The sequence below is a fragment of the Rhizobium sp. CCGE 510 genome, assembly GCF_000292525.1.
In the GTDB taxonomy this organism is placed as follows: domain Bacteria; phylum Pseudomonadota; class Alphaproteobacteria; order Rhizobiales; family Rhizobiaceae; genus Rhizobium.
Genome location: NZ_AEYF01000001.1, coordinates 1 through 23,278 on the forward strand (window position 1 = coordinate 1; position 23,278 = coordinate 23,278).

A 23,278-nucleotide genomic window follows, 5' to 3' on the forward strand; every position below is an offset into this window, starting at 1 on the left:
GCGAGCAGACACGTTAGCGCCGGCCAGAGCCAATGCGGTCATGGCAGTCGTGGTCAAAAACCTATTCATCGAAGAACCTCCCAGTTCAAGTTTGGAAGATGCAGGACCCATTCCCGCACCAATCACCCGCCCTCCTCGAGCGTAGTTCGTCCGCCGGCTAAGCCAGCTTTTCCGTCTGCGGCATCCACCAGCTGGTGCGTTTGCCGATATGCATGTTCAGCGTCTTGGTCTCGGTGTAGTCCTCGACCGCATGGCGGCCGAGCTCGCGGCCGAGGCCGCTCTGCTTGTAACCGCCGAAGGGAAGTTCCGCGGCACCGTCCATGAAGGTGTTCATCCAGACCGTGCCCGCCCGCACCGACCGGCCGATCGTCAGGCACGTGTCGAAATCGCGGCTCCAGACCCCGGCCGACAGACCGTAGTCGATGGAATTGGCAATCCTGACCGCTTCGGCAGCCGTCTCGAATGTTAGAACCGACAGGACCGGACCAAAGACTTCCTCACGGGCCACCGCCATATCGGGGGTGACCGCTTCGAGAATGGTCGGCGACATGAACTGTCCCATGCCGAGGTCGAGCGTCTCGCCCCCATGGGCGATCCGGGCGCCGCTGCTCCTGGCACCGGCGACATATCCCGAGATCTTCTCCAGATGCTGCGGCGTGATGATCGCGCCGACCTGGGTCGATGGATCGAGCGGGTCGCCGACCTTCACTGCCTTCGACAGTTCAGCAATCCGCGTGACGACATCGGAGGCGATTGATTTGTGCAGGATCAGCCGCGAGCCGGCGTTGCAGCACTCGCCGGCATTGAAATAGGCGCCGAAGACCGCAGCGTCGATGAACGCATCGAGATCCGCATCCGGGAAGACGATCTGCGGGTTCTTGCCCCCCAGTTCCAGCGACACTTTCTTCAGCGTCTGCGCCGCATTCGTCATCGTCAGCTTTCCGACACCGGTCGAGCCGGTGAAGGACACCATGTCGACATCCGGATGCGACGTCATGACCGCGCCGACTTCAGGTCCCGTACCGGTGACAATGTTGACGACGCCATCCGGAACGCCTGCCTGCTGCAAAATCTCTCCCAAAACGAGTGTCGATCCTGAGGTCAGCTCCGACGGTTTGACGACGGCGGTGCAGCCTGCGGCGAGCGCGAAGGGCAGCTTCTGGCCGACGATCAGGAACGGAAAGTTCCAGGGGGTGATGATCGACACCACGCCGATCGCTTCGCGCAGGACGACGCCGAGCGTGCCGTCGCCGAGCGTATTGTAGCTTTCGCCATGGAGATCGCGTGCAAGCGCCGCGGCGTAGCGCCAGATATCGACCGAGCCGGCAATTTCGCCCCGTACCTGGGTGATCGGTTTGCCTGCCTCGATGGCATCGAGAAACGCCAGTTCCTCCGCACGTGCGGCGATCAGATCGGCAGCCTTGAGCAGGATGGCGGACCGTTCAGAGGCGGTCATCCGCGGCCACGGCCCGAGGTCGAAGGCCTTGCGTGCCGCAGCAATGGCGCGCTCGGCATCCGTCCTGCTGCCGGTCGGGAACCGACTGACCACGACACCATGGCTTGGCGCGATACGCTCGATCGGATCGGCAGCGCCGGTCACCCATTTGCCATCGATCAGCATCTTGAAATCACGCGCTTTGTGGTCGCTGAGCGCGATGGGGTTGACGAGAACCGTCATTACCATTCTCCCTTGAACGTTGCCGGGCGCTTCTCGCTGAATGATGCGACGCCCTCCTTCAGATCGCCGGTCTTGGCGGCGAGAATCGAGCCCAGGGCTTCGACCGCGGTTCCATTGTCTTCACCATTCGCCGATGCGATCATCAACTTGGCGATCTCGACGGCGGCCGGCCCTCTTGCAGCAATCCGCTCGGCATAGTCCATGGCCGCGGCGAGCGAATTTCCGGTTGGAACGACCGCGTCGACGATGCCGAGCAGGCGGGCTTCCTCGGCGGTGAAGATCTCGCCGCCGAGCGCCATACGGCGGACGACCTGCGCGCCGAACCGGCGCACGAGACGCTGGGTTCCGGACCAGCCCGGCACCATTCCGAGGCCGGTCTCCGGCAGGCCGATCTTGATGTGTTGCTCTGCGAGGCGAATATCGGCAACGCCTGCTAGCTCCAGCCCGCCACCGAGGGCATGGCCGTTCAGCGCGGCGACCAGTGGCACCCGCAGCGTCGCCAGTCTTTCGAAGATACGATGACCGTGCCGAACCCAGAGATGACCGAATTCCTGAGGCAGCATTCCGCCCCAGGCCTTGATATCGCCGCCGGCGGAAAAGCCCTTTCCTTCACCCGTCAGAACGGCGGCGCGCACATCCGGGTTCGCCTCCACCGCGTCGGCCGCGTCCGCCAAGGCCTTCAGCATGTCGAGATCGAGCGCGTTCAGCTTCTCCGGACGGCATATCGTCAGCGTCGCAACGTGCCCGTCGATGTCAACTCTGACTGTTCCGCTAGCCATGGAATCCGCCCTCCAGCGTCCGTTCCCTTTTAGCTGGAAGCGACAGGCCGATGGCTGCCTCGCCGAAGAGCCTAGCGTCCATGACCTTCAGGTCGGGGGCGACGATCAGCGGAAACTCCGCCTGATCGAGGATCTGGGACTGGAGTTCGACACCCGGTGCAATCTCGGTGAGGAAGATGCCATCAGGCGTCAGCTTCATGACGCACCGCTCGGTGACATAGGTGATGTCCTGCCCCTGCTCGATCGCCCGCCTGCCGCTGAAAGTGACGTGTTCGACCTCGTTGACGAGCTTCTTCAGCTTGCCTTCCTTCTCGATGAGAAGAGCCCCATCGGCGATCGAAAGCTTCGCTCCGGCGTTGAACATGCCAGAGAAGACGATCTTCTTTGCCCGCGCCGTGATATCGACGAAGCCGCCGGCACCGGCGGTTACATGCGGCCGGAAGGAAAGCTTGGAAACGTTGACCGAACCATCCTTGCCGATCTCGAGGAAGGAGAGCAGCGACGCATCGAAGCCCGCGCCCTGAAAGTAAGTGAACTGATAGGGAGACGGCATATAGGCGTCCGCATTGGAGGCGCAGCCAAAGGCGAAGTCGAGCAGTGGCACGCCACCGACCGCGCCTTGCTCGATCACCCAGGTGACTGCGCCGTGGAGCCCCTCCTCCAACAGAATCCGCGGCACGTTGGCCGAGATGCCAAAACCGAGATTGACGCAGCTTCCCGATTGAAGCTCCTGCGCGACACGGCGCGCGATGACCTTTTGAACATTGAAATCCGGAACGTGGAAGCTATCGAGCGGGCGGAAGATCTCTCCCGAAATAGCCGGATCATACCCCGTCTGCGTCGTCTGCTTCTGATCGGGATCGACGACGATATAGTCGACGAGCATCCCAGGCACCCGGACGTCATGGGGCTTCAGCGAGCCTTCCTTGGTGATCCGCTTGACCTGCGCGATGACGATGCCGCCATTGTTGCGGACCGCAAGCGCCTGATCGAGGCCGCCGAGATAGGCGCCTTCATGTTCGTAGGTGAGGTTGCCGCGCTCGTCGGCGGTGGTGGCGCGGATGATGGCGACCTGAGGCACGATCGCGGGAAAGAACAGCCAGTCGTCACCCTCGAAGCTGACACGCTTGACCACCGGATGTTCGGAAGCCAAGCCGTTCATTGCGCAACCCTGCCGCTCGGGATCGACGAACGTGTCGATGCCGATCTTGGTCAGCACGCCCGGCCGTTTGGCGGCGGCTTCGCGATGGATGTCGAAGAGGATGCCGGAGGGAATGTTGTAGGCCGGGATCTCGTTATTGGTGATCATCTGCCAAATCAGCGGCGGCTCTGATGACGATGGTCCCGACGGATAGGAGCCGCCGATGATACGCTTGAGCAGTCCCTTCCTGGCGATGTGGTCGACGCCCTTGATGCCGCTCATGTCGCCGGCGGCGATCGGATGAAGGGTCGTCAGGTCACGGGGATGACCGGTCGCATCAAAACGCTCGCCAATCGCCTTCAGCATCAGATCCGGGCAACCGAGACCGCTCGAGGACGATACCGTGACAACGGCGCCATCCGGGATCAACGCCGCCGCTTCGGCTGGGGTGAGATGCTTCTTCATGGGCGTTGCTCAGCGTCCTGTTTCGATTTTTACGCTCTTGCCGGTCTTTGCCGGCGCGGTCTTGCCGGCGCCGCAGCTCTCGCGGACAACCAGTCGAACGGCTGTTACCACCGTCTCCGCCTCGGCCTTGCCGGCATTGATCTGCTTCAGGAGCATCTGTGCGCCGCGGCGCCCGATGCCTTGCGGATCGACCGAGACCGTCGTCAACGCCGGAACCGCTGCCTGAGCCTCGATGACATCGTCGAAACCCACCACGGCGAAGTCGGCGCCAGGCTCCAGACGGCGCGCGTGCAATCCGTCGCAAACACCGAAGGCCACGGCATCGTTGAAGCAGACGGCTGCGGTCGGCCGACGGCTAAGTGCAATCGCCTTTCCGATCGCCTCTACCCCGCCGGCTCGGGAAGGCGCGGATGAGACGACCAGATCCTCGTGATAATCGAGCCCGGCTGCCTCTACGCCGCTTCGGTAACCGGCAAGGCGGTCGTCGAAGACGGCGGTGTCGGGAAAGCCGCCGAGAAAAGCGATGCGCTTGTGACCGAGCCCTGCCAGGTGCTTGACCGCCGACATCATGCCGGCTTGATTGTCGGAAACGATCGACGAGACCTTGGCGCCGGGCAGGTTTCGAACGACCACCACCACCGGTATGCCGGCCGCCACAAGCGGCTTGAAATCTGCCGCATCGGTGGCGCGCGCCGGCGAGACGATCAGCCCCGAAATGCCATGTTCACGCATCGACGCGACGACCTCACGCTGCCGGTCGATGCTTTCACCGGTGTTCGACAGGAACTGCACGAATCCGGCCGACTGAACGACCATGTCGACGCCGACCGCCAGCTCGGCAAAGAAGCTGTTCGTCAGGTCGTTGACGACAACCCCGACGATCTTCGACTTGGCACCGGCCTGCCGAAGATTGGCTGCGCCGCGGTTATAGACGTAGCCGAGCTCGCGCATCACGGCGCTGACCTTGGAGCGCGTCCCCTCATGGACCAGGGAGGAGCCCTGAAGCACCAGCGAAACCGTCGACTTGGAGACGCCGGCGGCCTTTGCGATGTCGATGACGGTCACCCGCGTCTTTGTCATTTCCCTCTCCGACCACGACGTCGACTGATGGATAAATATTTGGAACGTTCCAATTTTGTCAAGCGGGATTTGCAAAGTAATTATAGGTTTGCTCATTTCTATGGAGAATTCAGTGCTTTCTCGATCGAAATCTCAATTGAAAAATTGGAACGATCTAAATTTCAGGCACCCGACTGGCTTGTTTCCCAGGAGATCCGTGAACTCATGCCGAGTGATGTCAACGAGGCGGGAGAGGACGTCCTGGCCTTCTGGACGAGCAGCTGGCCAGCTTCGGGTGAGTTGCCGTCGAGGAACTCCTGTCGGCATTAGCGAAACTTTATCGTTTCTGACCAATGCTACGCATACGTGCAACGTGCCAGATCTGCAGCAGGGCCGGATGATGCCACATTCGTTTGAATCTATTCTGGAAAACCTGCCGCAGGGCATTGTTCTGCTTGATCCTGCCAATAGGGTGACGGCTTTCAACTCCCGCACACTGGAAATTCTCGGCCTGCCGGATGGCGCCATCGGCAAAGGAATGAACATCGACGGATTGCCGGGCACCGCCGATTGCCGCGCAGCCGCATGCCGGCAGCCGACGTTCGGCAGACCACACACCTCTCAGTTTGCGCTTTCCGATGGGCGAATGGTCTCACTGACCTGCGCGCCCTCGAAAGAGGGAGGCTGGATCCTGAGCTATGAAGACATCTCTACTTTGATCCGCGTTGAAGACAGTCTCACCGAACAACATCACCGGTTCGACGCGGCCCTCAGCAACATGCCGCATGGGCTGTGCATGTTCGATTCGACAAAGAAGCTGATCCTATGCAACCCATCCTACGCACGGATGTACAACCTGCCAGAATTGCTGACCCAACCGGGGACGCCGCTTGTCGATATCCTGGCCTATCGCAGCCGCGAGGGAAATGGCCCGGCCGACACCGCTCGCTATTTCGATGTGGTGGTCGAAGCGGCGGCACGCGGTGCGGTGGCCAGCCAGAATATCGTGCTCGCCGATGGTCGCGTTATCAAAATCACCCACAATCCGATGCAAAACGGTGGCTACGTGGCCACCCACGAGGACGTCACCAAGACAGTGCGGCTGACCGAAGAGCTGCGCCGGCATCACGATCAGCTCGAAACGACGGTGCAGAGCCGCACGGCTGAGGTCGAGCGCCAGGCGCAAGAACTCGAGCGAATGCTGGCGCAGGAGCGGACCATCAATGAATTGCAGCGGCAGTTCGTGGCAATGGCGTCCCATGAATTCCGAACCCCGCTCGCCATCATCGACGCTGCTGCCCAGCGGTTGTTGCGTAAGAGAGGAGCAATCGAGCCTGAATTTCTCAGCGACAAAGTCGATCAGATCCGCGCCTCGGTGAACCGGATCGTCGATCTCATGGAGAGCATCCTGTCGGCCGGCCGCCTTGACACCGGCAAGATCGATATCAGCTACGACGCCTGCGCCTTACGATCATTGATAAAAACCTGTTGCGAGCGGCAGTCGACGATCACCAAGACGCACAGCTTTGTGTTAGACATTGACAGCGTGCCTGAGTTCATCGATGCCGATCCGCGTAGTTTGGCGCAGGTCTTTACCAACCTGTTGTCCAATGCCGTCAAATACGCGCCCGGAACCTCGGAAATTCGCGTCGCGGCATGGGAGGAGACGGGAAACGTCAAAGTCTCGATCAGCGATGACGGGGTGGGGATCGATCCCGAAGACGTGCCCCGGCTGTTCCAGCGCTATTTTCGTGCGGGAACATCGACCGGAATTGCCGGTACCGGCATCGGCCTCAATCTGGTGAAGCAGATCGTCGAACTGCACCACGGCTCGATCGAGGTTCGAAGTGCAAGAGGGTGCGGGTCGACCTTTACCGTAACCCTTCCCATCGAGCGAACCGGTAACGCGTCTGCGAACAGTGACGCTGCCTGATATTTCAGGATTGCTGTCTTGCATATCTACCCTATCCTTCTCAACAGAGGAGGATCATGCCATGGCTTTCATTCACACCCCCAATGCATCCGCCAGCGAGAGGACGACGTCGATGTATGCGTCGGCCGAGGCGAATTATGGTTATCTGCCGAACATGTACCGGGCCTTCGGTCACCGGCCGGAGGTGATGGAGAACTGGGCAGCGCTGCTTTCGAGCATTCGCGGCCATATGAGCCTCAGGCGCTATGAGTTGGTGACGCTGGCGGCGGCCAAGGAGCTGAAATCCTCCTATTGCATGCTGGCGCACGGCTCGGTGCTGCTGCGCGAGGGCTTTACCGGCGACGGGCTGACGGCTGTTGTCAACGAGACGGAGAAAGCGCCGATCGATGCGGGCGAACGGGCGATCATGGCCTTTGCCGCCAAGGTCGCGCGCGACGCGACGTCGGTTACCCAACAAGATATAGACGGGCTGAAGAAACACGGGCTGAGCGATGCCGAAGTCTTCGACGTCACGGCCGCGGCGGCAGCCCGCTGTTTCTTCTCGAAAATGTTGGATGCGCTCGGCGCTGCACCCGACCACGCCTATTTCGAGCGGCTGGAGCCGAATGTGCGAAAGGCGCTCAGCGTCGGCCGGGAAGTCGAACGGCCGCTGGCGCCGTCACCGTCGCGGGGCACATCGCAATGAGAGAGTGGGCCCTTATTCTTCCGGCTTGTCCTCAAAATGCCGGATCGCAAACTCGGCGATATTCTGACTCGACCGGTCGGCATCGTCGAGCAGCGAGGGAAACAACTGCCACTGATGCGGCATGCCTGGCCAGATCTCGGTGGTGACGTCCACGCCCGCCTGGCGGGCCTTGTCGGCGAGCCGCAGCGTATCGTCCAGCAGGACTTCGCCGGAACCGACCTGCAGCAGCAACGGCGGAAAGCCGGCCATATCGGCATAAAGCGGCGATGCCTGGGGATCGGTCGGCGACCGGCTGCCGAGATAGGCCTTGCGCAAAGCCTCGATCGAGGTGCTTCCGACCAGCGGATCGCTATTGGCATTGGCTGTCATCGATCCGCCGGTCGCGGCAAGATCGGTGATGGGGCTGAGCGCAATCACAGCCGCCGGCAATGGTTTTGCCGCCTGCATCTGCCGCAGCACCGTCTCGATCGCGATATTGCCGCCGGCGTCATCGCCGGCGACGATAACGTTGTCGCTGCGGTAGCCGTTGTCGAGAAGCCAGCGATAGGCCGTCAGCGCGTCGTTGATCTGCGCGGGATAGGTATATTCGGGCATCAGCCGATACTCGATCAACAGCACGTCGCTGGATGTGGCCTTGGCGAGCGAGCCGGCAAGCAGGCTGTGTGTGCGGATGGAGCCGCCGGAAAAGCCGCCGCCATGAATATAAAGGATCACCCTTTGGCCGATCGGGTGATGTAAACGGGCCGGCCACATCAGCTCGGCATCGACGCCGTCGGCATCGACATGCCGGACCTGGATGCGGGTCGGGCCCGGCGTCGTTTCCATCAGCGCCCGGAAGGCTGTCCGCCGCTGCTGCAAGCCGTCTGCGCCGGCAAAATGATCTTTCCAGAGGCCGACGAGTTTTTCGACCTGTTTGAGGGAGACCTGGCTTTGCGGTCCGATTTCCCTGCCGACCGCCGCCGAGGCCAGCAGCATCAGCGCTGCCAATGCGGGGAACAGAGCGCCGAGCCGCTTTGATGCTCTTCGATTACCAGTTGGCAAAATCCGACCGTTCATCAACCTCTCCCGATGATGCTGGCCATCGCGGCCATGGCAGCATCATTGGCCAGTTCACGCGCAGGAGTCAAAAGGCTGAAGGATGTGAATCCTCACCTTTTTTACTCGGCTCTCATCGCGTCGATGACCGCTCTGAAGCCCGCCGACATGTGGCGTCGGCTCGGATAGTAGAGATAGAGCGGTTCCTCCGGCCAGCACCAGTCGTCGAGCACCTGGACCAGCTCGCCGTTGGCGATCGCCTTTTCCACCCGCGGTTCCCAGATATAGGCAAGACCGACACCGCCGAGCGCTGCCTGCAGCATCAGTTCGTGATCGTCGAGCGACAGCGGTCCGGTCGGCTGAAAGCTCACCGCCTGGCCATCCCTCTCGAACTCCCAAGCGTAGCGTGCGCCTGACGGAAACATGTTCTGGATACAGAGATGGCGCTTGAGTTCGTGCGGCGTCGCCGGCTTCGGCCTCGTCTCGAAATAGGCGGGCGAACCGACGACGACCAAGCGGATGCGCGGCTTGATGCGCAGCGCGATCATGCCCTCGGTGACGCGCTCGCCGAAGCGGATACCGGCATCAAAACCCTCCTCGACAATATCGACCAGCCTGTCAGTCGCGTTGATCTCCAGCTGCAAATTGGGATTGCGTTGGAGCAACGGTGCAATGACGCGGCCGATGACGAAGGGGCCGATCGAATTCGGCACGTTGATCTTGACCTTGCCGAAGGGCGTGTCGCGGTATCGGTTCAACGCATCGAGCGCTGCTGCCATCTCGCCGAAGGCCGGGGCGAGATGCGAGATCAGCAGTTCGCCGGCTTCGGTCAGCGAGACGCTTCGCGTCGTGCGGTTGAGCAGGCGAATGCCGATCCGGTCTTCGAGGTTGAGTACGGCATGGCTGACCGCGGAAGCGGTGACACCCCTCTCCTCGCCGGCCTTGCGAAAACTCTTATGCCGGGCAACGGCCGCAAATGCCGCGAGTTCGGAAAGTTCGGTAGCGCGCATTACTGAATACTGCTCATCATAGTTTCAATAATAACGAATCTTATACAGCAACCGATTTTCGGTCAAATTCAACCCGTCAGCACAGAGATGCGACGCCGAGACAACCACATAGTCCTCGAAAGGAATTCGTCATGAAAGTCTGGTTCATCACTGGTGCATCCCGCGGCTTCGGCGCGCTGATGACCAAGGAAGCCCTTGCATCAGGCGATGCGGTTATCGCCACCGCCCGCAACCCGAAGACCGTGACCGAGCAGTTCGGGGATCATCCGAACCTGCTTGCCGTCGCCCTCGACGTTACCAACGAGGCGCAGGCGAAAGAGGCTGCGGCTGCCGGCATCGCCCGCTTCGGCCGCATTGATGTTCTCGCCAACAATGCCGGCTACGGCCTGCTCGGCGCCGTCGAGGAAGCCACGGCCGAAGAGATCGAAAGGCTCTATGCCACGAATGTCTTCGGCCTTCTGAAGGTGACGCGCGCGGTGTTGCCCTATATGCGCCGCCAGCGTTCCGGCCATATTCTGAACTTCTCTTCGATCGGCGGATACCTCGGCTATCCCGGTTGGGGCGTCTACGGCTCGACGAAATTCGCCGTCGAAGGCCTGTCCGAATCGATGGCCGCCGAACTCGAACCGTTTGGCATCACGGTGACGATCGTCGAGCCCGGCTTCTTCCGCACGGACTTCCTCGCCGATACGTCGCTGGCGGTGAGCCCGGCCTCCATCGCCGATTACGAAGGCACGCCGGCCGGCAACATGCGCAACTTCACCGCCGACGCCAATCATGCCCAGCCCGGCAATCCCGCCAGGCTCGCCGCCGGCATCATGACGATGGTCAATTCAGCCAACCCGCCGCTGCGCATGCCGTTCGGCAGCGACACGGTGGCTGTGATCGAGGAGCAGCATGCCAGCGTCGAGAAGGAGCTTGCCGCCTGGCGTGAACTTGCCCTCTCCACAGATTTTTCGAGCGATGCAACGGCCTCTGCCTAAGAGCCAGGGCCGGTACCGCCGCCGCATCCCGGATGTAAGGGTGCGGCGGAACTGTCGTTACGGCGGGAAAGAGCGCCTTGCGGCATATTGGCATTCGCCTCACGCCGCGGATGGCCTAGATCTAAGGCAGATCACCACCGTGAAGAGGCAAATCCATGTCCATCAAGACCATCTGCATTTATGGCGCCGGTGCCCTCGGCGGTGCCATCGCCGCCAAGCTCGCAAGCCGGGCCGATGACGGCGTCACTGTTTCCGTCGTCGCGCGCGGGGCACATCTCGACGCCATCCGCAGCAACGGCCTCAGCCTACGCGAAGCCGATGCGGAAACGCCGCTCAACGTGCGGCTGACCGCAACCGACGATCCCAAGACATTGCCACAGCAGGATCTGGTCATCACCGGCCTCAAGGGCCATCAATTGGCGCCCGCCGCGGCGGGCATCGCAGGCCTGCTGAAACAGGGCACCCGCGTCGTGATGATCCTCAACGGCATTCCATGGTGGTATTTTCATCGGGATACCAGGAGCGGGCATGCGGAGCTGCAATTCGACGAACTCGATCCCGGCGGCAGGCTTTGGCGGCTGATCGGGCCGGAGCGTGTGATTGGCTGCGTCGCCTATCAAGGCGCCGAAGTGGCCAATCCGGGTGAGATCCAGCTTTCTCACAAAGGACGCTTCGTGCTCGGCGAGCCATCCGGCGAAATGTCTGTCGATCTGGAGGCCATAGCGGCGGTGCTGACGGGCGCCGATCTGCTTATTGCGACCACTCCCGATATCCGAAGCGAAATCTGGAGCAAGTTGATGGGCAACGCTGCCTTCAACCCGATCAGCGCTTTGACACGGGCGCTGATGACAGACATCTTGGCGGATCCGTCGCTCATGGACATGGTGAGCAAAGTTATGAAGGAAGTGCTTGCTGTCGGCGATGCGCTCGGCACACATTTCAGCATGACAGTCGAGCAGCGGCTGGAACAATCGCGCCATATTGGCGGCGTTCGTACATCGATGCTGCAGGACCTGATTGGCGGCAAGGCGCTCGAAATCACGCCGCTGGTCGGCATGCTGGTGGCGCTTGGACGTCTGACTGCAGTACCGACGCCGTTATCGGAGACGATCCTGGCGCTGGTGACGCAGCTGGATCGGGAAAACCGACGCGGTAGTTGATGGCGAAAAAAATGCGGCCGGCAAAAATCCGGGCGCCCTTCTTTTACCTTCCGACCTGCTTGGCACAGTCCGGCGCCGTGCCGCCGCCGTCGAGGAAGGTCGTTGCCACATTCGCCATGAGCGGCGAACCGAAGGTCTGGCAATGGGTGAGATCCGGCAGGATTGCCAACCGGTTCTTCGACATGTTCATCGAAATCAGCTTCATCTTCGTTATGGCCTTGCTCCATATCTGCGTCGACACCGCAAGGACGACAGGATCAGGCTTTTCCGACACCGAGCTTAGAGATTTGCCGATTAAGGCTTCAAAACTGATTTCCAACTTTTCCTTAACCGGCATGCTGGTAAAATCTTCGCAGAGACTTCAGATGCCACGAGACCGATGCCGAAACCGAATTTCCGCTTCACCCATTACGATCTAAAGGAACAACGCGCCGGAACGGTCGTCGAGGTGTCGTTGAATGCGGTGAACAATGTCCGCTTGATGACGGCGCCGAATTTCCAGCGCTTCACCGAGGTTCTCGATTTCAAATATATCGGTGGCGTGGCGCGTAAATCGCCGATCAAGATCGCCGTTCCGGAAAGCGGCCACTGGCATATCGTCGTCGATATGGAAGGCCATCACGGGCTGGCGGACTCGTCCGTCAAGGTGATTGCCGCGCCCGTCAATCAGAAGACGCCGCGCGCCTCCTGAGCTTAGCGCGGCTTGCGCTCCTTGCGAAGTTTGTCCCACCATTCCAGCCGCTTGCGGATGTCGCGCTCGAAGCCGCGCTCCGGCGGATCGTAGAAGGTCTGGCGGCCCATCTTCTCCGGGAAATAATCCTGGCCGGAAAAGGCGTCCGGCTCATCGTGATCGTAGCGATAGCCGTCACCGTAACCTTCGCCCTTCATCAGCTTGGTCGGCGCATTGAGAATGTGCTTCGGCGGCAGCAGCGAGCCGTTCTGTTTGGCGGCTTGGCTTGCCGCCTTGAAGGCGGTGTAGACGGCATTCGATTTCGGGGCGGTGGCGAGATAGACGCAGGCCTGCGCCAGCGCCAGTTCGCCCTCCGGGGAACCGAGATACTCATAGGCATCCTTGGCGGCATTGCAGATTACCAGCGCCTGCGGATCGGCAAGACCGATATCCTCAACCGCCATGCGCACCAGCCGCCGGCCGAGATAGAGCGGATCCTCGCCGGCATCGAACATCCGGGCGAGATAGTAGAGCGCGGCATCCGGATCCGAACCGCGCACCGACTTGTGAAGCGCCGAGATCAGATTGTAATGGCCGTCCTGCGCCTTGTCATAGACCGGCGCGCGGCGCTGGACGATACGCGTCAGGCCTTCGGTATCGAAGCTTTCACCCTCGCGCGCGGCGCGCCAGACCTCTTCGGCAAGCGTCAGCACCGCCCGGCCATCGCCATCGGCCATGCGGATCAGGCTGACGCGTGCTTCCTCCGTCAGCGGCAGCGGCTTCTGCTCGATCACCTCGGCGCGCTTCAGCAGCTCCTCCAGGCTCTGCTCGTCATGCGACTTGAAGGTCAGCACGCGCGCGCGCGACAATAAGGCGGCGTTGAGTTCGAAGGACGGGTTTTCGGTTGTGGCACCGACGAGGATGACGGTGCCGTCCTCCATGACCGGCAGGAAACTGTCCTGCTGGGCGCGGTTGAAACGATGGATCTCGTCGACGAAGAGCAGCGTCTGCCGGCCATCCATACGGCGCAGACGCGCTGTCTCGAACATCTTCTTCAGATCGGCGACACCGGAAAAGATCGCCGATATCTGCTCGAAGGCCAGCCCCGCCTCACCCGACAGCAGCCGCGCCACCGTCGTCTTGCCGGTACCGGGCGGCCCCCAGAAGATCATCGAGCCGAGCGACCCGCTTTCGATCATTCTCTTCAGCACGCCGTCCTCACCGGTCAGATGTTCCTGACCGGTGACATCGGCAAGCGTCTTCGGCCGCAGCCGGTCGGCAAGCGGCCGCCTGGCGGCCACCTCCTCCGGAACACGCGGCGCGAAGAGATCATTGCTCATCGGAAGAACTGCCGGATGCGCTGACCGTCGCGCTCGATCTCCACCCGCCAGAGGCCCGGGTCGCTATCGGCGATTTCGGACAGTTCGCTGGTCGACTTCACATCCGTGCCGTTGATCGAGACGATGATATCCTTCGGTTCAAAACCGAGACGGGCGGCAGGCGAATCCTCCTTGACCTCGGAGACGACGACGCCTGCCGATTCCGGCGGCATGCGCAGCTCGTCGGCGACCCGCGGCGACAGGTTTTCGACGACAGCTCCGCTAAAGGGGGTGCGCCCGCCGATAGTGCGCTGGTCACGCGGCGAGGTTTCCGGGGCGCGATCGAGCGTCAGCGGCAGCTGCTGCTCGCGGCCGTTCTCGACGATGGTGAGCTTGACCGACTTGCCGAGACCGGCCGTCGTCAGCCGATAAAGCAGCGCATCAGGATGTTCGACGGAAATACCGTCGACAGCGGTGACGATTTGGCCGGCCTTCAGCCCCGCCTTGGCGGCCGGGCCGCCTTCCGAAACCTTGACGACGAGCGCGCCGCGGGCCTTGTTTAGCCCCAGCGCCTCGGCGACTTCCGAGGTCACCGCATCGAAACTCGCGCCGACATAGGGCCGCTCGAAGGATTTGACGCCGGCATCTGCCGAAGCGAGGAAGACCTTGACGAGATTGGCGGGAATGGCAAAGCCGATGCCGTTCGAGCCGCCGCCGCGCGAGAAGATCGCCGTGTTGATGCCGATCAGTTCGCCTTTCATATTCATCAAGGCGCCGCCGGAATTGCCGGGATTGATTGAGGCATCGGTCTGGATGAAGAAGCCGAATTCGTTCTTGACGACCTGGTTGCGGGCAAGTGCGGAGACGATGCCGCTGGTCACCGTCTGGCCGACGCCGAAGGGGTTGCCGATTGCCAGCACGAGATCGCCGACCTCAACGGCATCGGAATTGCCGATCGGCAAAGTCGGAAAACTTTCCTTGGTGTCGATCTTCAGCACGGCAAGATCGACACGGTCGTCGCGCAGCACCACCTTGCAGGGGAATTCGCGTCCATCAGGCAGCGCCACCTTGATGTCGTCGGCGCCTTCGACGACGTGATTGTTGGTCACGACGGTGCCGTTCGCCTCGACGATGACGCCGGAGCCGAGCGATGACTGCTTCTCCGAACGGTTCGGCATCTGCTGACCGAAAAACTGCTCGAAGAAGGGGTCGCCGGCAAAGGGTGACTGCCGCCGGACGGTCTTTTCCGCATAGACATTGACGACGGCGCCCGACGTCTGCTTGACGAGCGGCGCGAAGGAGAGCTGCATCTGCATCTGGCTCTCGGGCACGGTCTTTGCGGTCTGCGCATTGGCCGCAGCCGGCAGAACGAGCATGAGAGCGAACAGCGAGACGGAGGCGCGCTTGAACAGGCCTTGCATGGGTATCCTTTTTGAATCCTTGTGTGGAACCGTTGTAGCGCCCGACGCTAGAAAGGAAAGAGGGCGGAAGCATGGAAGAATAAGGCAAAGAGACGTCTTGGAAACCGATTGAAGTCATTGCGAACTTGATTCAGGAATTTCGGCCATGCAACTGATATCAAAAGCCAAAAACTGGGCAAAGTCACTGAAGCGTGACATCGTCGCTCTATGGCTTGCCGCCCGAGATCCCCGCGTGCCATGGTATGCCAAAGCCGTGGCCGGCGCCGTTGCTGCATACGCCCTGTCGCCCATCGATCTCATCCCCGATTTCATTCCCGTGCTCGGTTATCTCGACGATCTGCTGATCGTGCCGCTCGGCATTCTGCTGGCGACGCGGCTTATCCCGGCTGAGGTAATGAGCGCGCTGCGCGATGAAGCGGCAAGACGCATCGAGCGTCCTTTCAGCCGGGGCGGACTGATCTTCATCCTTGCCGTCTGGCTTGCCTGCATCATCTTCCTGGCTCTGGCGTTGCACAAGCTGGCCTGATCGACGGCAAGGAGACTTTTGAATGATGACGACGAGAGCGATGGCGACGGTTCTTGGTTTTGCAGTTCTGGCTTTCGCATCAGATATGGCGCAGGCGGCGAGCTTCGACTGCGATGCGAAGGAATTGAAACCGGATGAAAAGGCGATCTGCGACAACCGTGCGCTTAACGATGCCGACGTAAAGATGGTGACGACCTTCGAGCTGCTCTCCGGTCTGCTGGCGATGGGCTCACGCGGAACATTGCAGGACGAGCAGACAGCCTGGCTGAAAAAACGGCAGGAATGCGCGGCGGACGCTGCCTGTATCAAGGCTGCCTATGATGAGCGGCTGAAGCAGCTCGGCGAGACCTATAAAAACATCAACCGGCCGCTTTGAAAGCGACCGGCTTGAGCAGCTGACTTTCAATCAGCGGGTGATCAGTTCGACCAGTTAGCGAGCGTTCAGATCCCGCACGGCGCCGCGATCGGCACTTGTCGCGAAGGCGGCATAGGCCTTCAGCGCCGTGGTGACATTACGCTTGCGCACTTCGACCGGATGCCAGCCCTTGGCGTCCTGATCGGCACGGCGGACGGCAAGTTCGGTCTCGCTGACCCGCAGGCTGATCGTGCGGTTCGGGATGTCGATGTCGATCATGTCGCCCTCGCGCACCAAGCCGATCGTGCCGCCATTTGCCGCTTCCGGCGAGGCGTGGCCGATCGACAAGCCGGAGGTGCCGCCGGAGAAGCGGCCATCGGTGATGAGCGCACAGGCCTTGCCGAGGCCCTTCGATTTCAGATAGCTCGTCGGATAGAGCATTTCCTGCATGCCGGGGCCGCCCTTCGGGCCTTCGTAGCGGATAACGACGACGTCACCCGCCTTGACCTCGTTGGCGAGGATTGCCTTAACGGAAGCGTCCTGGCTTTCGAAGACGCGGGCCGGGCCGGAGAATTTCAGGATCGATTCATCGACGCCGGCCGTCTTGACGATGCAGCCGTCAATCGCAAGGTTGCCCTTGAGCACGGCCAGACCGCCATCCTTGGAGAAAGGGTGTTCGACCGAGCGGATGACGCCGTTCTCGCGATCGGTGTCGAGTTCGTCCCAGCGGGCCTCCTGGCTGAAGGCGACCTGGGTCGGGATGCCGCCGGGAGCGGCGCGATAGAAATTACGGACGGTTTCGCTATTGGTGCGGGTGATATCCCACCGGTTGATCGCATCGCCCAGCGTCTCGGCATGCACGGTCGGGCAATCACGGTTCAGCAGACCGCCCTTGTCGAGTTCGCCGAGGATCGACATGATGCCGCCGGCGCGATGCACGTCTTCCATATGAACATCGCTCTTGGCGGGTGCGACCTTCGACAGGCACGGCACCCGGCGCGACAGCGCGTCGATATCGGCCATGGTGAAATCGATCTCGCCTTCATGGGCGGCGGCAAGAATATGCAGGACGGTATTGGTCGAGCCGCCCATGGCGATATCGAGCGTCATGGCATTCTCAAAGGCCTGCTTGGAGGCGATGGTGCGCGGCAGCGCCTTGACGTCGTCCTGCTCATAATAGCGGCGGGCGAGATCGACGATCAGATGGCCGGCCTCGACGAAGAGCCGCTTGCGGTCGGCATGGGTCGCGAGCGTCGAGCCATTGCCGGGCAGCGACAAGCCGAGCGCTTCCGTCAGGCAGTTCATCGAATTGGCAGTGAACATGCCAGAGCAGGAGCCGCAGGTCGGACAGGCCGAGCGCTCGATGGTCTGGACGTCCTCGTCGCTGATCTTGTCATCGGCGGCGGCGACCATGGCATCGACGAGGTCGAGTGCATGCGTCTTGCCGTGCAGCACGACCTTGCCCGCTTCCATCGGACCGCCTGAGACGAAGACCGTCGGGATGTTGAGGCGCAGGGACGCCATCAGCATGCCGGGGGTGATCTTGTCGCAGTTGGAGATGCAGACCATGGCGTCTGCGCAATGAGCATTGACCATGTATTCGACGCTGTCGGCGATGAGTTCGCGCGAGGGCAACGAATAGAGCATGCCGTCATGGCCCATGGCGATGCCGTCGTCGACGGCGATCGTGTTGAATTCCTTGGCGACACCGCCGGCCGCCTCGATTTCGCGGGCAACGAGCTGGCCGAGGTCCTTGAGGTGCACGTGGCCGGGCACGAACTGGGTGAAGGAATTCACCACCGCGATGATCGGCTTGCCGAAGTCCGAATCCTTCATTCCCGTGGCGCGCCAAAGGCCGCGTGCGCCTGCCATATTACGGCCGTGGGTCGTGGTTCTGGAACGGTAGACTGGCATCGGTGTCTTCCTCACGTGTCGGAAATTATCAGGCGAAACGGGGCGGCAATGAAGCTTGCGGGCCGGGCAACGCTGCTTTTTGGAATTGTCCTAATCCAATCGACCGGGGCTGTCACTACCGGCAAGGCCAAATCCGGTACGCTGCGAGGAGAAGTGCCCTCAGCGCCATTGGTGACATACGGTTCGGCGTGAGGTTTGGTTACAGCCTATTCCATCACAGGCGAACACAAAAAATTGGCTTCCCGTCGGTGATATTCAAGGCATAGACACTAATCCGAACATGCGGGCGGTTCGTTTAAGAACTATATTCAAGAAAACGCCCTGGAGGTTTTCGACATGCCAAGCTATCGCCCGCCGAAGGTTGCTTCGTCCGAGATCACGCCACGCCAGATCTACCTGCGCCGTCGTGAATTCCTGGGCGCGGCAGCACTAGGCGCCATGGGGCTCTACGGCGCCGGCAAGGCGAGTGCTGCCGCCCTCTCCGCCGTCGAAAGCAAATACAAGGTCGACGAGAAGCCGACGCCGATCAAGGACGTCACGACCTACAATAATTTCTACGAGTTCGGCCTCGACAAGGCCGATCCCGCCGCGAATTCCGGCGATTTCAAGCCGCTGCCTTGGACCATCAAGGTCGACGGCATGGTCAACAAACCAGGCACTTTCGACCTCGAGGCGCTGATCAAGGAATTTCCGATCGAGGAGCGCACCTATCGCATGCGCTGCGTCGAGGCCTGGTCGATGGTCATCCCCTGGGACGGCTTTCCGCTGGCATCGCTGCTCGACAAGGTAGAGCCGCTCGGCAGCGCCAAATACGTCGCCTTCGAAACCGTGGTGCGGCCGGACGAGATGCCGGGGCAGAAGGGTTTCTTCCAGTCGCTCGACTGGCCCTATGTCGAGGGTCTGCGCCTCGACGAGGCGCGCCATCCGCTGACACTGCTCGCCGTAGGCCTCTATGGCGAAACGCTGCCGAACCAGAACGGTGCGCCGGTCCGTCTCGTCGTGCCTTGGAAATACGGCTTCAAGGGCATCAAGTCGATCGTCAGGATCACGCTAACCGACCAGCAGCCGAAGAACACCTGGCAGGTGACCAATTCGCAGGAATACGGCTTCTACGCCAACGTCAACCCTGCGGTCGACCATCCGCGCTGGAGCCAGGCGAGCGAGCGGCGCATCGGCGAAAGCGGCTTCTTCGGCGCAAGCCGCCACCCCACCCTACCCTTCAACGGTTATGCCGACGAGGTGGCAAGCCTTTATGCCGGCATGGATCTGAAAGCGAATTTCTGATGGCGGAACTGTCGCTTGCCATTCCCAAGCGCTGGCAGCCCGCCTCCGTCTGGCTGCTCTATGTCGTCGGGCTCGTGCCGGCGGCCTGGACCTTCTATCTCGGAGCGACCGATCAGCTCGGCGCCGATCCGGTCAAGACCTTCGAGCTTTTTCTCGGCATCTGGACGATCCGTTTTCTGATCGCAACACTTGCCGTCTCCCCTGCCCGCGAGCTCTTCGGCTGGAACTATCTGCGTTATCGCCGCGCGCTCGGCCTGCTGACCTTTTACTACGCGCTGATGCATTTTACCGTCTACATGGTGCTCGACCAGGCGATGGATGTCCACGCCGTCATCAACGACGTGCTGAAGCGCCCCTTCATCATGTTCGGTATGGCCGGGCTTGCGATGCTCATTCCGCTGGCGGTGACATCAAATAATTTCTCGATCCGCCGCCTCGGCAAAAACTGGATCTGGCTGCACCGCCTCGTCACCATCATCGCCGCCTGCGGGGCGCTGCATTTCGCGCTGTCGACCAAGATCCTCGATCTCGAGCAATATATCTATGTCGGCCTGATCATCGCCCTCATCCTCTACCGCTCCTATCGCCCGATCGCGCGCAGCCGGAAGAAAGGCCAGGGGCGAACGCGCAATCGCGCGATGGCGTCGGCTTCGTGAGGCAGAAAACTTAAGGCCGGGGCCTCATCGCCGCCCGATGGGCGGGATCGAAGGCGCAAGCCGCGGCGATCCCGATTGCATAGGCCAGCATGTTCCACAGCGAAAATATCCGACCGAGCAGCAGCGCCCCTGCGGTCGTCAGCCGAAACGCGTCCAGCCAGGGCGTGTGATAAAGCCGAAACAACTCCACTGAGATCGCTATCGCCAGCGCGATGACAGCAAGGATGGCCGGCCGTGACCTTGCGATAGAGAGCGTCACAAGCAGATAGACCATCGCCCCCCACAGCGCCGATCCGCCATAGTTGACGATGATGAAAGGCAGATCGGCCGCGTAGCCAAACCGTCTGAGCACCAGCCCGAGCGCGATAACCACAAGCACGGCTGCGAGACGAAAGACCTGATCTCCAGAACGTATTTGAATGTTTTCGCGCAATTGAACATATCCCGTCAATCTCAGCCGATTTAACCGCCTACCGCGCGGGCACAAAATTATCAAGCCAGCCACTGTTTGCCGCTGTAAGGCGCTGATAGCCTATGATTCGTTCAATACAGGTTCGGATATCCCAAAGAGCACATGTCGAAGGCTGCCGCGCTTCAAAGATTACTTCCTTCGCTCGACAAGCATTTGACCGATCGGCCGTCCGATCTGCAACGAAGCGGTATTCAGCGCTTCGCCGTCGAGTTCGTTTACTTCGGCGTGAAAGAGGCTCGGGCTTGCCTCTTTGCCGGTCTTTTTTTCCTGGCGGTATTTCTGGTCCCGCGGGCAGGCCTCGTTCATATTCCCCGCTACGACCTGCTGCTCATTATCGCGCTTGCGATCCAAGTATCGATGATCTGGGCAAAGCTCGAAACTTTCGATGAGCTGAAAGCGATCTCGCTCTTTCATCTGGTCGGCTTTGCTTTGGAGGTCTTCAAGACCTCAGGCAGCATCCAATCATGGAGTTATCCGGATTTCGGCTATACTAAATTATTCGGCGTCCCACTTTTTTCCGGTTTCATGTATGCCGCCGTTGGCAGCTACATCATTCAAGCATGGCGGTTGCTGGACCTGCGTGTGAGGCACCATCCATCCTACGGGATGGCCTGGCTCATGGCGCTGGCGATCTACGCCAATTTTTTTGCGCATCACTATCTCGGCGATTATCGGTGGTATATCGCCGCCTGCACGCTCGGCCTCTACGCCCGGACCACAATCATTTTCCGTCCCTACGATCGCGATCGAAAGATGCCCTTGCTCCTCGCGTTCATTCTGATCGGATTCTTCATCTGGCTTGCGGAAAACATCAGCACCTTCTTCGGTATCTGGCGATATCCGAACCAGGTCGGGGCATGGTCTGCCGTCGAGATCGGAAAATGGAGCTCGTGGTGCCTCCTAGTCATCATGACCTTTACGATCGTCGCGAACCTCAAACATATCAAGCAGCACATACACGTACCCGATTGACGGGCGAAATATCGACGACGACGGCAGCTTCCTTCCGCTGCCCGCCATACGTCGACCAGTCCGCGACCAATGCACAAACAAAAACAGCCGGGCTTTGCGAGCCCGGCTGTTTTGTTTCCGCAGGAGCGGAAGATTTAAGCCGCGACGGCCTGCTCTTCGGCAGCGACGCGGGCCTTGTCGGCTGCGCCCTTGGCGAAGGTGTCGCGATCAACGAATTCGATCACGGCCATGGCGGCATTGTCGCCCTGGCGGAAGCCGGCCTTCATGATGCGCAGGTAGCCGCCGTTGCGGGTGGCGTAACGCGTTGCGATCGTGTCGAACAGCTTCGAAACGACAGCGGCATCGCGGATCTGCGAGATCGCCTGACGGCGAGCATGCAGGTCGCCGCGCTTGCCGAGCGTGACGAGCTTCTCGACGATTGGACGGATTTCCTTGGCCTTCGGCAGGGTCGTGACGATCTGCTCGTGGGTAATCAGCGAAGCGGCCATGTTGGCGAACATCGCCTTGCGGTGGCTTGCAGTTCTATTCAGCTTGCGGCCGGCTTTACCATGGCGCATTGCTATTCTCCTTTAATGCAGGTGCCCTTGACACTAAGTGGGCCTGCCGTTTCCTGGCACATGCAGGCGATCGGCCTGCTGTTTGACGGGGAAAGGCAGCCGAAAGAGCCTGCCTTCTGTTATGTTCTTGCGATCGGCGTGCGGGCGGAAAACCGCCTCACACTTTTCCTCACGCCGCTCAGTATTGGTCTTCGTAACGCTTGGCGAGATCTTCGATGTTCTCGGGCGGCCATGCAGGCACTTCCATGCCGAGGTGCAGGCCCATGGAAGCGAGAACTTCCTTGATTTCGTTCAGCGACTTGCGACCAAAATTCGGCGTGCGGAGCATTTCTGCTTCGGTCTTCTGAATGAGGTCGCCGATATAGACGATGTTGTCGTTCTTCAGGCAGTTTGCCGAACGGACCGACAATTCGAGTTCGTCCACCTTCTTCAGGAGAGCCGGGTTGAAAGCCAGTTCGGTGACTGCTTCCTCTTCGGTTTCCTTCTGCGGCTCGTCGAAGTTGACGAAGACGCCAAGCTGGTCCTGGAGGATGCGCGCCGCAAAAGCGACGGCGTCTTCGCCGGTGATCGAGCCATCGGTTTCGATGGTCATGTTCAGCTTGTCGTAGTCGAGAACCTGTCCTTCGCGGGTATTTTCAACCTTGTAGGACACCTTCTTGACCGGCGAATAGAGGCTGTCGACCGGGATGAGACCGATCGGAGCATCTTCCGCACGATTGCGTTCGGCCGGAACGTAGCCCTTGCCGTTGTTGACGGTGAACTCCATGCGGATTTCGGCACCCTCGTCGAGCGTGCAGATGACATGCTCGGGGTTGAGGATTTCGATATCGCCGACCGTCTGAATATCGCCAGCCGTGACAACACCCGGACCCTGCTTGCGCACGACCATGCGCTTTGCGTCGTCGCCATCCATCTTGATGGCGATTTCCTTGATGTTGAGCACGATGTCCGTCACGTCTTCGCGGACGCCCGGAATCGAAGAGAATTCATGCAGTACGCCATCGATCTGCACCGCCGTGACGGCAGCGCCGCGCAGCGAGGAGAGCAGAACGCGGCGAAGCGCATTGCCGAGAGTGAGGCCGAAGCCGCGCTCCAGCGGTTCGGCAACAAGCGTCGCCCTGGTGCGCGAGCTCGAGGAGAACTCCACCTTGTTCGGCTTGATCAGTTCCTGCCAGTTCTTCTGAATCATGAGTTTGCCTTCCGT

General features: G+C 60.8%; 22 protein-coding genes and 1 pseudogene. 10 read left to right on the plus strand and 13 right to left on the minus strand.

The genetic code is table 11. The features are described from left to right. Nucleotides 1–157: 157 nt before the first annotated feature. Genes RCCGE510_RS00005 through RCCGE510_RS00020 form a run of 4 tightly spaced genes read right to left on the minus strand, consistent with a single transcriptional unit; the run spans nt 158 to nt 5,143 of the window. Entirely contained in the window at nt 158–1,678 is a 1,521-nt protein-coding gene (locus RCCGE510_RS00005; protein WP_037077397.1) for an aldehyde dehydrogenase family protein, read from the minus strand. Beyond that, nucleotides 1,678–2,457 carry an enoyl-CoA hydratase/isomerase family protein gene (locus RCCGE510_RS00010; RefSeq protein ID WP_007626042.1) on the minus strand — a complete coding sequence of 260 codons (780 nt, stop codon included), beginning with the start codon at nt 2,455–2,457 and terminating at the stop codon, nt 1,678–1,680. Before RCCGE510_RS00010 ends, RCCGE510_RS00005 begins: the two co-directional genes overlap by 1 nt. Further along, entirely contained in the window at nt 2,450–4,063 is a 1,614-nt protein-coding gene (locus tag RCCGE510_RS00015) for an acyl CoA:acetate/3-ketoacid CoA transferase (RefSeq protein WP_007626043.1), read from the minus strand. Before RCCGE510_RS00015 ends, RCCGE510_RS00010 begins: the two co-directional genes overlap by 8 nt. A 9-nt stretch (nt 4,064–4,072) precedes the next feature. After that, entirely contained in the window at nt 4,073–5,143 is a 1,071-nt protein-coding gene (locus RCCGE510_RS00020) for a LacI family DNA-binding transcriptional regulator (RefSeq protein ID WP_007626044.1), read from the minus strand. Between the two features lie 376 nt (nt 5,144–5,519). On the opposite strand from RCCGE510_RS00020, the gene RCCGE510_RS00025 reads away from it, so the two are divergent. Both RCCGE510_RS00025 and RCCGE510_RS00030 read left to right on the plus strand, forming a co-directional pair. Then, complete coding sequence (locus RCCGE510_RS00025) at nt 5,520–7,055, plus strand: PAS-domain containing protein (RefSeq protein ID WP_007626045.1); 1,536 nt, start codon at nt 5,520–5,522, stop codon at nt 7,053–7,055. Between the two features lie 61 nt (nt 7,056–7,116). Further along, complete coding sequence (locus tag RCCGE510_RS00030) at nt 7,117–7,740, plus strand: carboxymuconolactone decarboxylase family protein (RefSeq protein ID WP_007626046.1); 624 nt, start codon at nt 7,117–7,119, stop codon at nt 7,738–7,740. A 12-nt stretch (nt 7,741–7,752) separates the two neighbouring features. Here the strand turns inward: RCCGE510_RS00030 and RCCGE510_RS00035 are convergent, their stop codons facing one another. Next, a complete protein-coding gene (locus RCCGE510_RS00035) occupies nt 7,753–8,727 on the minus strand; it encodes an alpha/beta hydrolase (RefSeq protein ID WP_007626047.1) in 975 nt (324 codons plus the stop codon). A gap of 170 nt (nt 8,728–8,897) precedes the next feature. Next, nucleotides 8,898–9,785, minus strand: coding sequence for a LysR family transcriptional regulator (locus tag RCCGE510_RS00040; protein ID WP_007626048.1), 888 nt, complete (start codon nt 9,783–9,785; stop codon nt 8,898–8,900). 131 nt (nt 9,786–9,916) lie between these two features. Here RCCGE510_RS00040 and RCCGE510_RS00045 point away from each other — a divergent pair, with 131 nt between their 5' ends. Next, complete coding sequence (locus RCCGE510_RS00045; RefSeq protein ID WP_007626049.1) at nt 9,917–10,768, plus strand: oxidoreductase; 852 nt, start codon at nt 9,917–9,919, stop codon at nt 10,766–10,768. A 155-nt stretch (nt 10,769–10,923) separates the two neighbouring features. Next, complete coding sequence (locus tag RCCGE510_RS00050; protein ID WP_007626050.1) at nt 10,924–11,928, plus strand: 2-dehydropantoate 2-reductase; 1,005 nt, start codon at nt 10,924–10,926, stop codon at nt 11,926–11,928. Between the two features lie 43 nt (nt 11,929–11,971). On the opposite strand, the pseudogene RCCGE510_RS34605 reads toward RCCGE510_RS00050, so the two are convergent. Continuing rightward, a pseudogene (locus RCCGE510_RS34605) lies at nt 11,972–12,115 on the minus strand (alpha/beta hydrolase); the annotation flags it as partial. A 192-nt stretch (nt 12,116–12,307) separates the two neighbouring features. On the opposite strand from RCCGE510_RS34605, the gene RCCGE510_RS00060 reads away from it, so the two are divergent. Next, nucleotides 12,308–12,619: a DUF1883 domain-containing protein gene (locus RCCGE510_RS00060; RefSeq protein ID WP_007626052.1), complete on the plus strand. Its 312-nt coding sequence runs from the start codon at nt 12,308–12,310 to the stop codon at nt 12,617–12,619. 2 nt (nt 12,620–12,621) lie between these two features. On the opposite strand, the gene RCCGE510_RS00065 is transcribed toward RCCGE510_RS00060, so the two are convergent. Together RCCGE510_RS00065 and RCCGE510_RS00070 are read right to left on the minus strand one after the other, a co-directional pair. Further along, nucleotides 12,622–13,938, minus strand: a complete 1,317-nt coding sequence (locus RCCGE510_RS00065; protein ID WP_007626053.1) for a replication-associated recombination protein A — start codon at nt 13,936–13,938, stop codon at nt 12,622–12,624. After that, nucleotides 13,935–15,338, minus strand: a complete 1,404-nt coding sequence (locus RCCGE510_RS00070; RefSeq protein ID WP_007626055.1) for a DegQ family serine endoprotease — start codon at nt 15,336–15,338, stop codon at nt 13,935–13,937. The genes RCCGE510_RS00065 and RCCGE510_RS00070 overlap by 4 nt, the downstream gene beginning before the upstream one ends. A gap of 145 nt (nt 15,339–15,483) precedes the next feature. On the opposite strand from RCCGE510_RS00070, the gene RCCGE510_RS00075 reads away from it, so the two are divergent. Both RCCGE510_RS00075 and RCCGE510_RS00080 read left to right on the plus strand, forming a co-directional pair. Continuing rightward, complete coding sequence (locus RCCGE510_RS00075) at nt 15,484–15,864, plus strand: YkvA family protein (RefSeq protein WP_007626056.1); 381 nt, start codon at nt 15,484–15,486, stop codon at nt 15,862–15,864. A gap of 22 nt (nt 15,865–15,886) precedes the next feature. Beyond that, entirely contained in the window at nt 15,887–16,240 is a 354-nt protein-coding gene (locus RCCGE510_RS00080) for a hypothetical protein (RefSeq protein WP_007626057.1), read from the plus strand. A 54-nt stretch (nt 16,241–16,294) separates the two neighbouring features. On the opposite strand, the gene ilvD is transcribed toward RCCGE510_RS00080, so the two are convergent. Next, nucleotides 16,295–18,133, minus strand: coding sequence for a dihydroxy-acid dehydratase (ilvD, locus tag RCCGE510_RS00085; protein WP_007626058.1), 1,839 nt, complete (start codon nt 18,131–18,133; stop codon nt 16,295–16,297). Nucleotides 18,134–18,469: 336 nt separating this feature from the next. Here ilvD and msrP point away from each other — a divergent pair, with 336 nt between their 5' ends. Both msrP and msrQ read left to right on the plus strand, forming a co-directional pair. After that, the gene (gene msrP, locus RCCGE510_RS00090) at nt 18,470–19,417 is read left to right on the plus strand and encodes a protein-methionine-sulfoxide reductase catalytic subunit MsrP (protein ID WP_007626059.1); all 948 of its coding nucleotides are present in this window, start codon (nt 18,470–18,472) and stop codon (nt 19,415–19,417) included. Continuing rightward, nucleotides 19,417–20,073, plus strand: a complete 657-nt coding sequence (gene msrQ, locus RCCGE510_RS00095) for a protein-methionine-sulfoxide reductase heme-binding subunit MsrQ (protein WP_007626060.1) — start codon at nt 19,417–19,419, stop codon at nt 20,071–20,073. Before msrP ends, msrQ begins: the two co-directional genes overlap by 1 nt. A 10-nt stretch (nt 20,074–20,083) precedes the next feature. Here msrQ and RCCGE510_RS00100 read toward each other — a convergent pair whose 3' ends face one another. Next, nucleotides 20,084–20,506: a DUF2809 domain-containing protein gene (locus RCCGE510_RS00100; protein ID WP_007626061.1), complete on the minus strand. Its 423-nt coding sequence runs from the start codon at nt 20,504–20,506 to the stop codon at nt 20,084–20,086. A 141-nt stretch (nt 20,507–20,647) separates the two neighbouring features. Here RCCGE510_RS00100 and RCCGE510_RS00105 point away from each other — a divergent pair, with 141 nt between their 5' ends. After that, a complete protein-coding gene (locus RCCGE510_RS00105; RefSeq protein ID WP_007626062.1) occupies nt 20,648–21,517 on the plus strand; it encodes a DUF817 domain-containing protein in 870 nt (289 codons plus the stop codon). 134 nt (nt 21,518–21,651) lie between these two features. On the opposite strand, the gene rplQ is transcribed toward RCCGE510_RS00105, so the two are convergent. Further along, entirely contained in the window at nt 21,652–22,074 is a 423-nt protein-coding gene (gene rplQ, locus RCCGE510_RS00110) for a 50S ribosomal protein L17 (protein WP_007626063.1), read from the minus strand. 178 nt (nt 22,075–22,252) lie between these two features. Beyond that, entirely contained in the window at nt 22,253–23,263 is a 1,011-nt protein-coding gene (locus RCCGE510_RS00115) for a DNA-directed RNA polymerase subunit alpha (protein WP_003547579.1), read from the minus strand. Between the last annotated feature and the right edge of the window lie 15 nt (nt 23,264–23,278).

Bases quoted from the DNA above. Each gene is read 5' to 3' on its own strand.
- RCCGE510_RS00005 (WP_037077397.1), bottom strand. From the start codon at position 1,678: ATGACGGTTCTCGTCAACCCCATCGCGCTCAGCGACCACAAAGCGCGT.
- RCCGE510_RS00010 (WP_007626042.1), bottom strand. From the start codon at position 2,457: ATGGCTAGCGGAACAGTCAGAGTTGACATCGACGGGCACGTTGCGACG.
- RCCGE510_RS00015 (WP_007626043.1), bottom strand. From the start codon at position 4,063: ATGAAGAAGCATCTCACCCCAGCCGAAGCGGCGGCGTTGATCCCGGAT.
- RCCGE510_RS00020 (WP_007626044.1), bottom strand. From the start codon at position 5,143: ATGACAAAGACGCGGGTGACCGTCATCGACATCGCAAAGGCCGCCGGC.
- RCCGE510_RS00025 (WP_007626045.1), top strand. From the start codon at position 5,520: ATGATGCCACATTCGTTTGAATCTATTCTGGAAAACCTGCCGCAGGGC.
- RCCGE510_RS00030 (WP_007626046.1), top strand. From the start codon at position 7,117: ATGGCTTTCATTCACACCCCCAATGCATCCGCCAGCGAGAGGACGACG.
- RCCGE510_RS00040 (WP_007626048.1), bottom strand. From the start codon at position 9,785: ATGCGCGCTACCGAACTTTCCGAACTCGCGGCATTTGCGGCCGTTGCC.
- RCCGE510_RS00045 (WP_007626049.1), top strand. From the start codon at position 9,917: ATGAAAGTCTGGTTCATCACTGGTGCATCCCGCGGCTTCGGCGCGCTG.
- RCCGE510_RS00050 (WP_007626050.1), top strand. From the start codon at position 10,924: ATGTCCATCAAGACCATCTGCATTTATGGCGCCGGTGCCCTCGGCGGT.
- RCCGE510_RS00060 (WP_007626052.1), top strand. From the start codon at position 12,308: ATGCCGAAACCGAATTTCCGCTTCACCCATTACGATCTAAAGGAACAA.
- RCCGE510_RS00065 (WP_007626053.1), bottom strand. From the start codon at position 13,938: ATGAGCAATGATCTCTTCGCGCCGCGTGTTCCGGAGGAGGTGGCCGCC.
- RCCGE510_RS00070 (WP_007626055.1), bottom strand. From the start codon at position 15,338: ATGCAAGGCCTGTTCAAGCGCGCCTCCGTCTCGCTGTTCGCTCTCATG.
- RCCGE510_RS00075 (WP_007626056.1), top strand. From the start codon at position 15,484: ATGCAACTGATATCAAAAGCCAAAAACTGGGCAAAGTCACTGAAGCGT.
- RCCGE510_RS00080 (WP_007626057.1), top strand. From the start codon at position 15,887: ATGATGACGACGAGAGCGATGGCGACGGTTCTTGGTTTTGCAGTTCTG.
- ilvD (WP_007626058.1), bottom strand. From the start codon at position 18,133: ATGCCAGTCTACCGTTCCAGAACCACGACCCACGGCCGTAATATGGCA.
- msrP (WP_007626059.1), top strand. From the start codon at position 18,470: ATGCCAAGCTATCGCCCGCCGAAGGTTGCTTCGTCCGAGATCACGCCA.
- msrQ (WP_007626060.1), top strand. From the start codon at position 19,417: ATGGCGGAACTGTCGCTTGCCATTCCCAAGCGCTGGCAGCCCGCCTCC.
- RCCGE510_RS00105 (WP_007626062.1), top strand. From the start codon at position 20,648: ATGTCGAAGGCTGCCGCGCTTCAAAGATTACTTCCTTCGCTCGACAAG.
- rplQ (WP_007626063.1), bottom strand. From the start codon at position 22,074: ATGCGCCATGGTAAAGCCGGCCGCAAGCTGAATAGAACTGCAAGCCAC.
- RCCGE510_RS00115 (WP_003547579.1), bottom strand. From the start codon at position 23,263: ATGATTCAGAAGAACTGGCAGGAACTGATCAAGCCGAACAAGGTGGAG.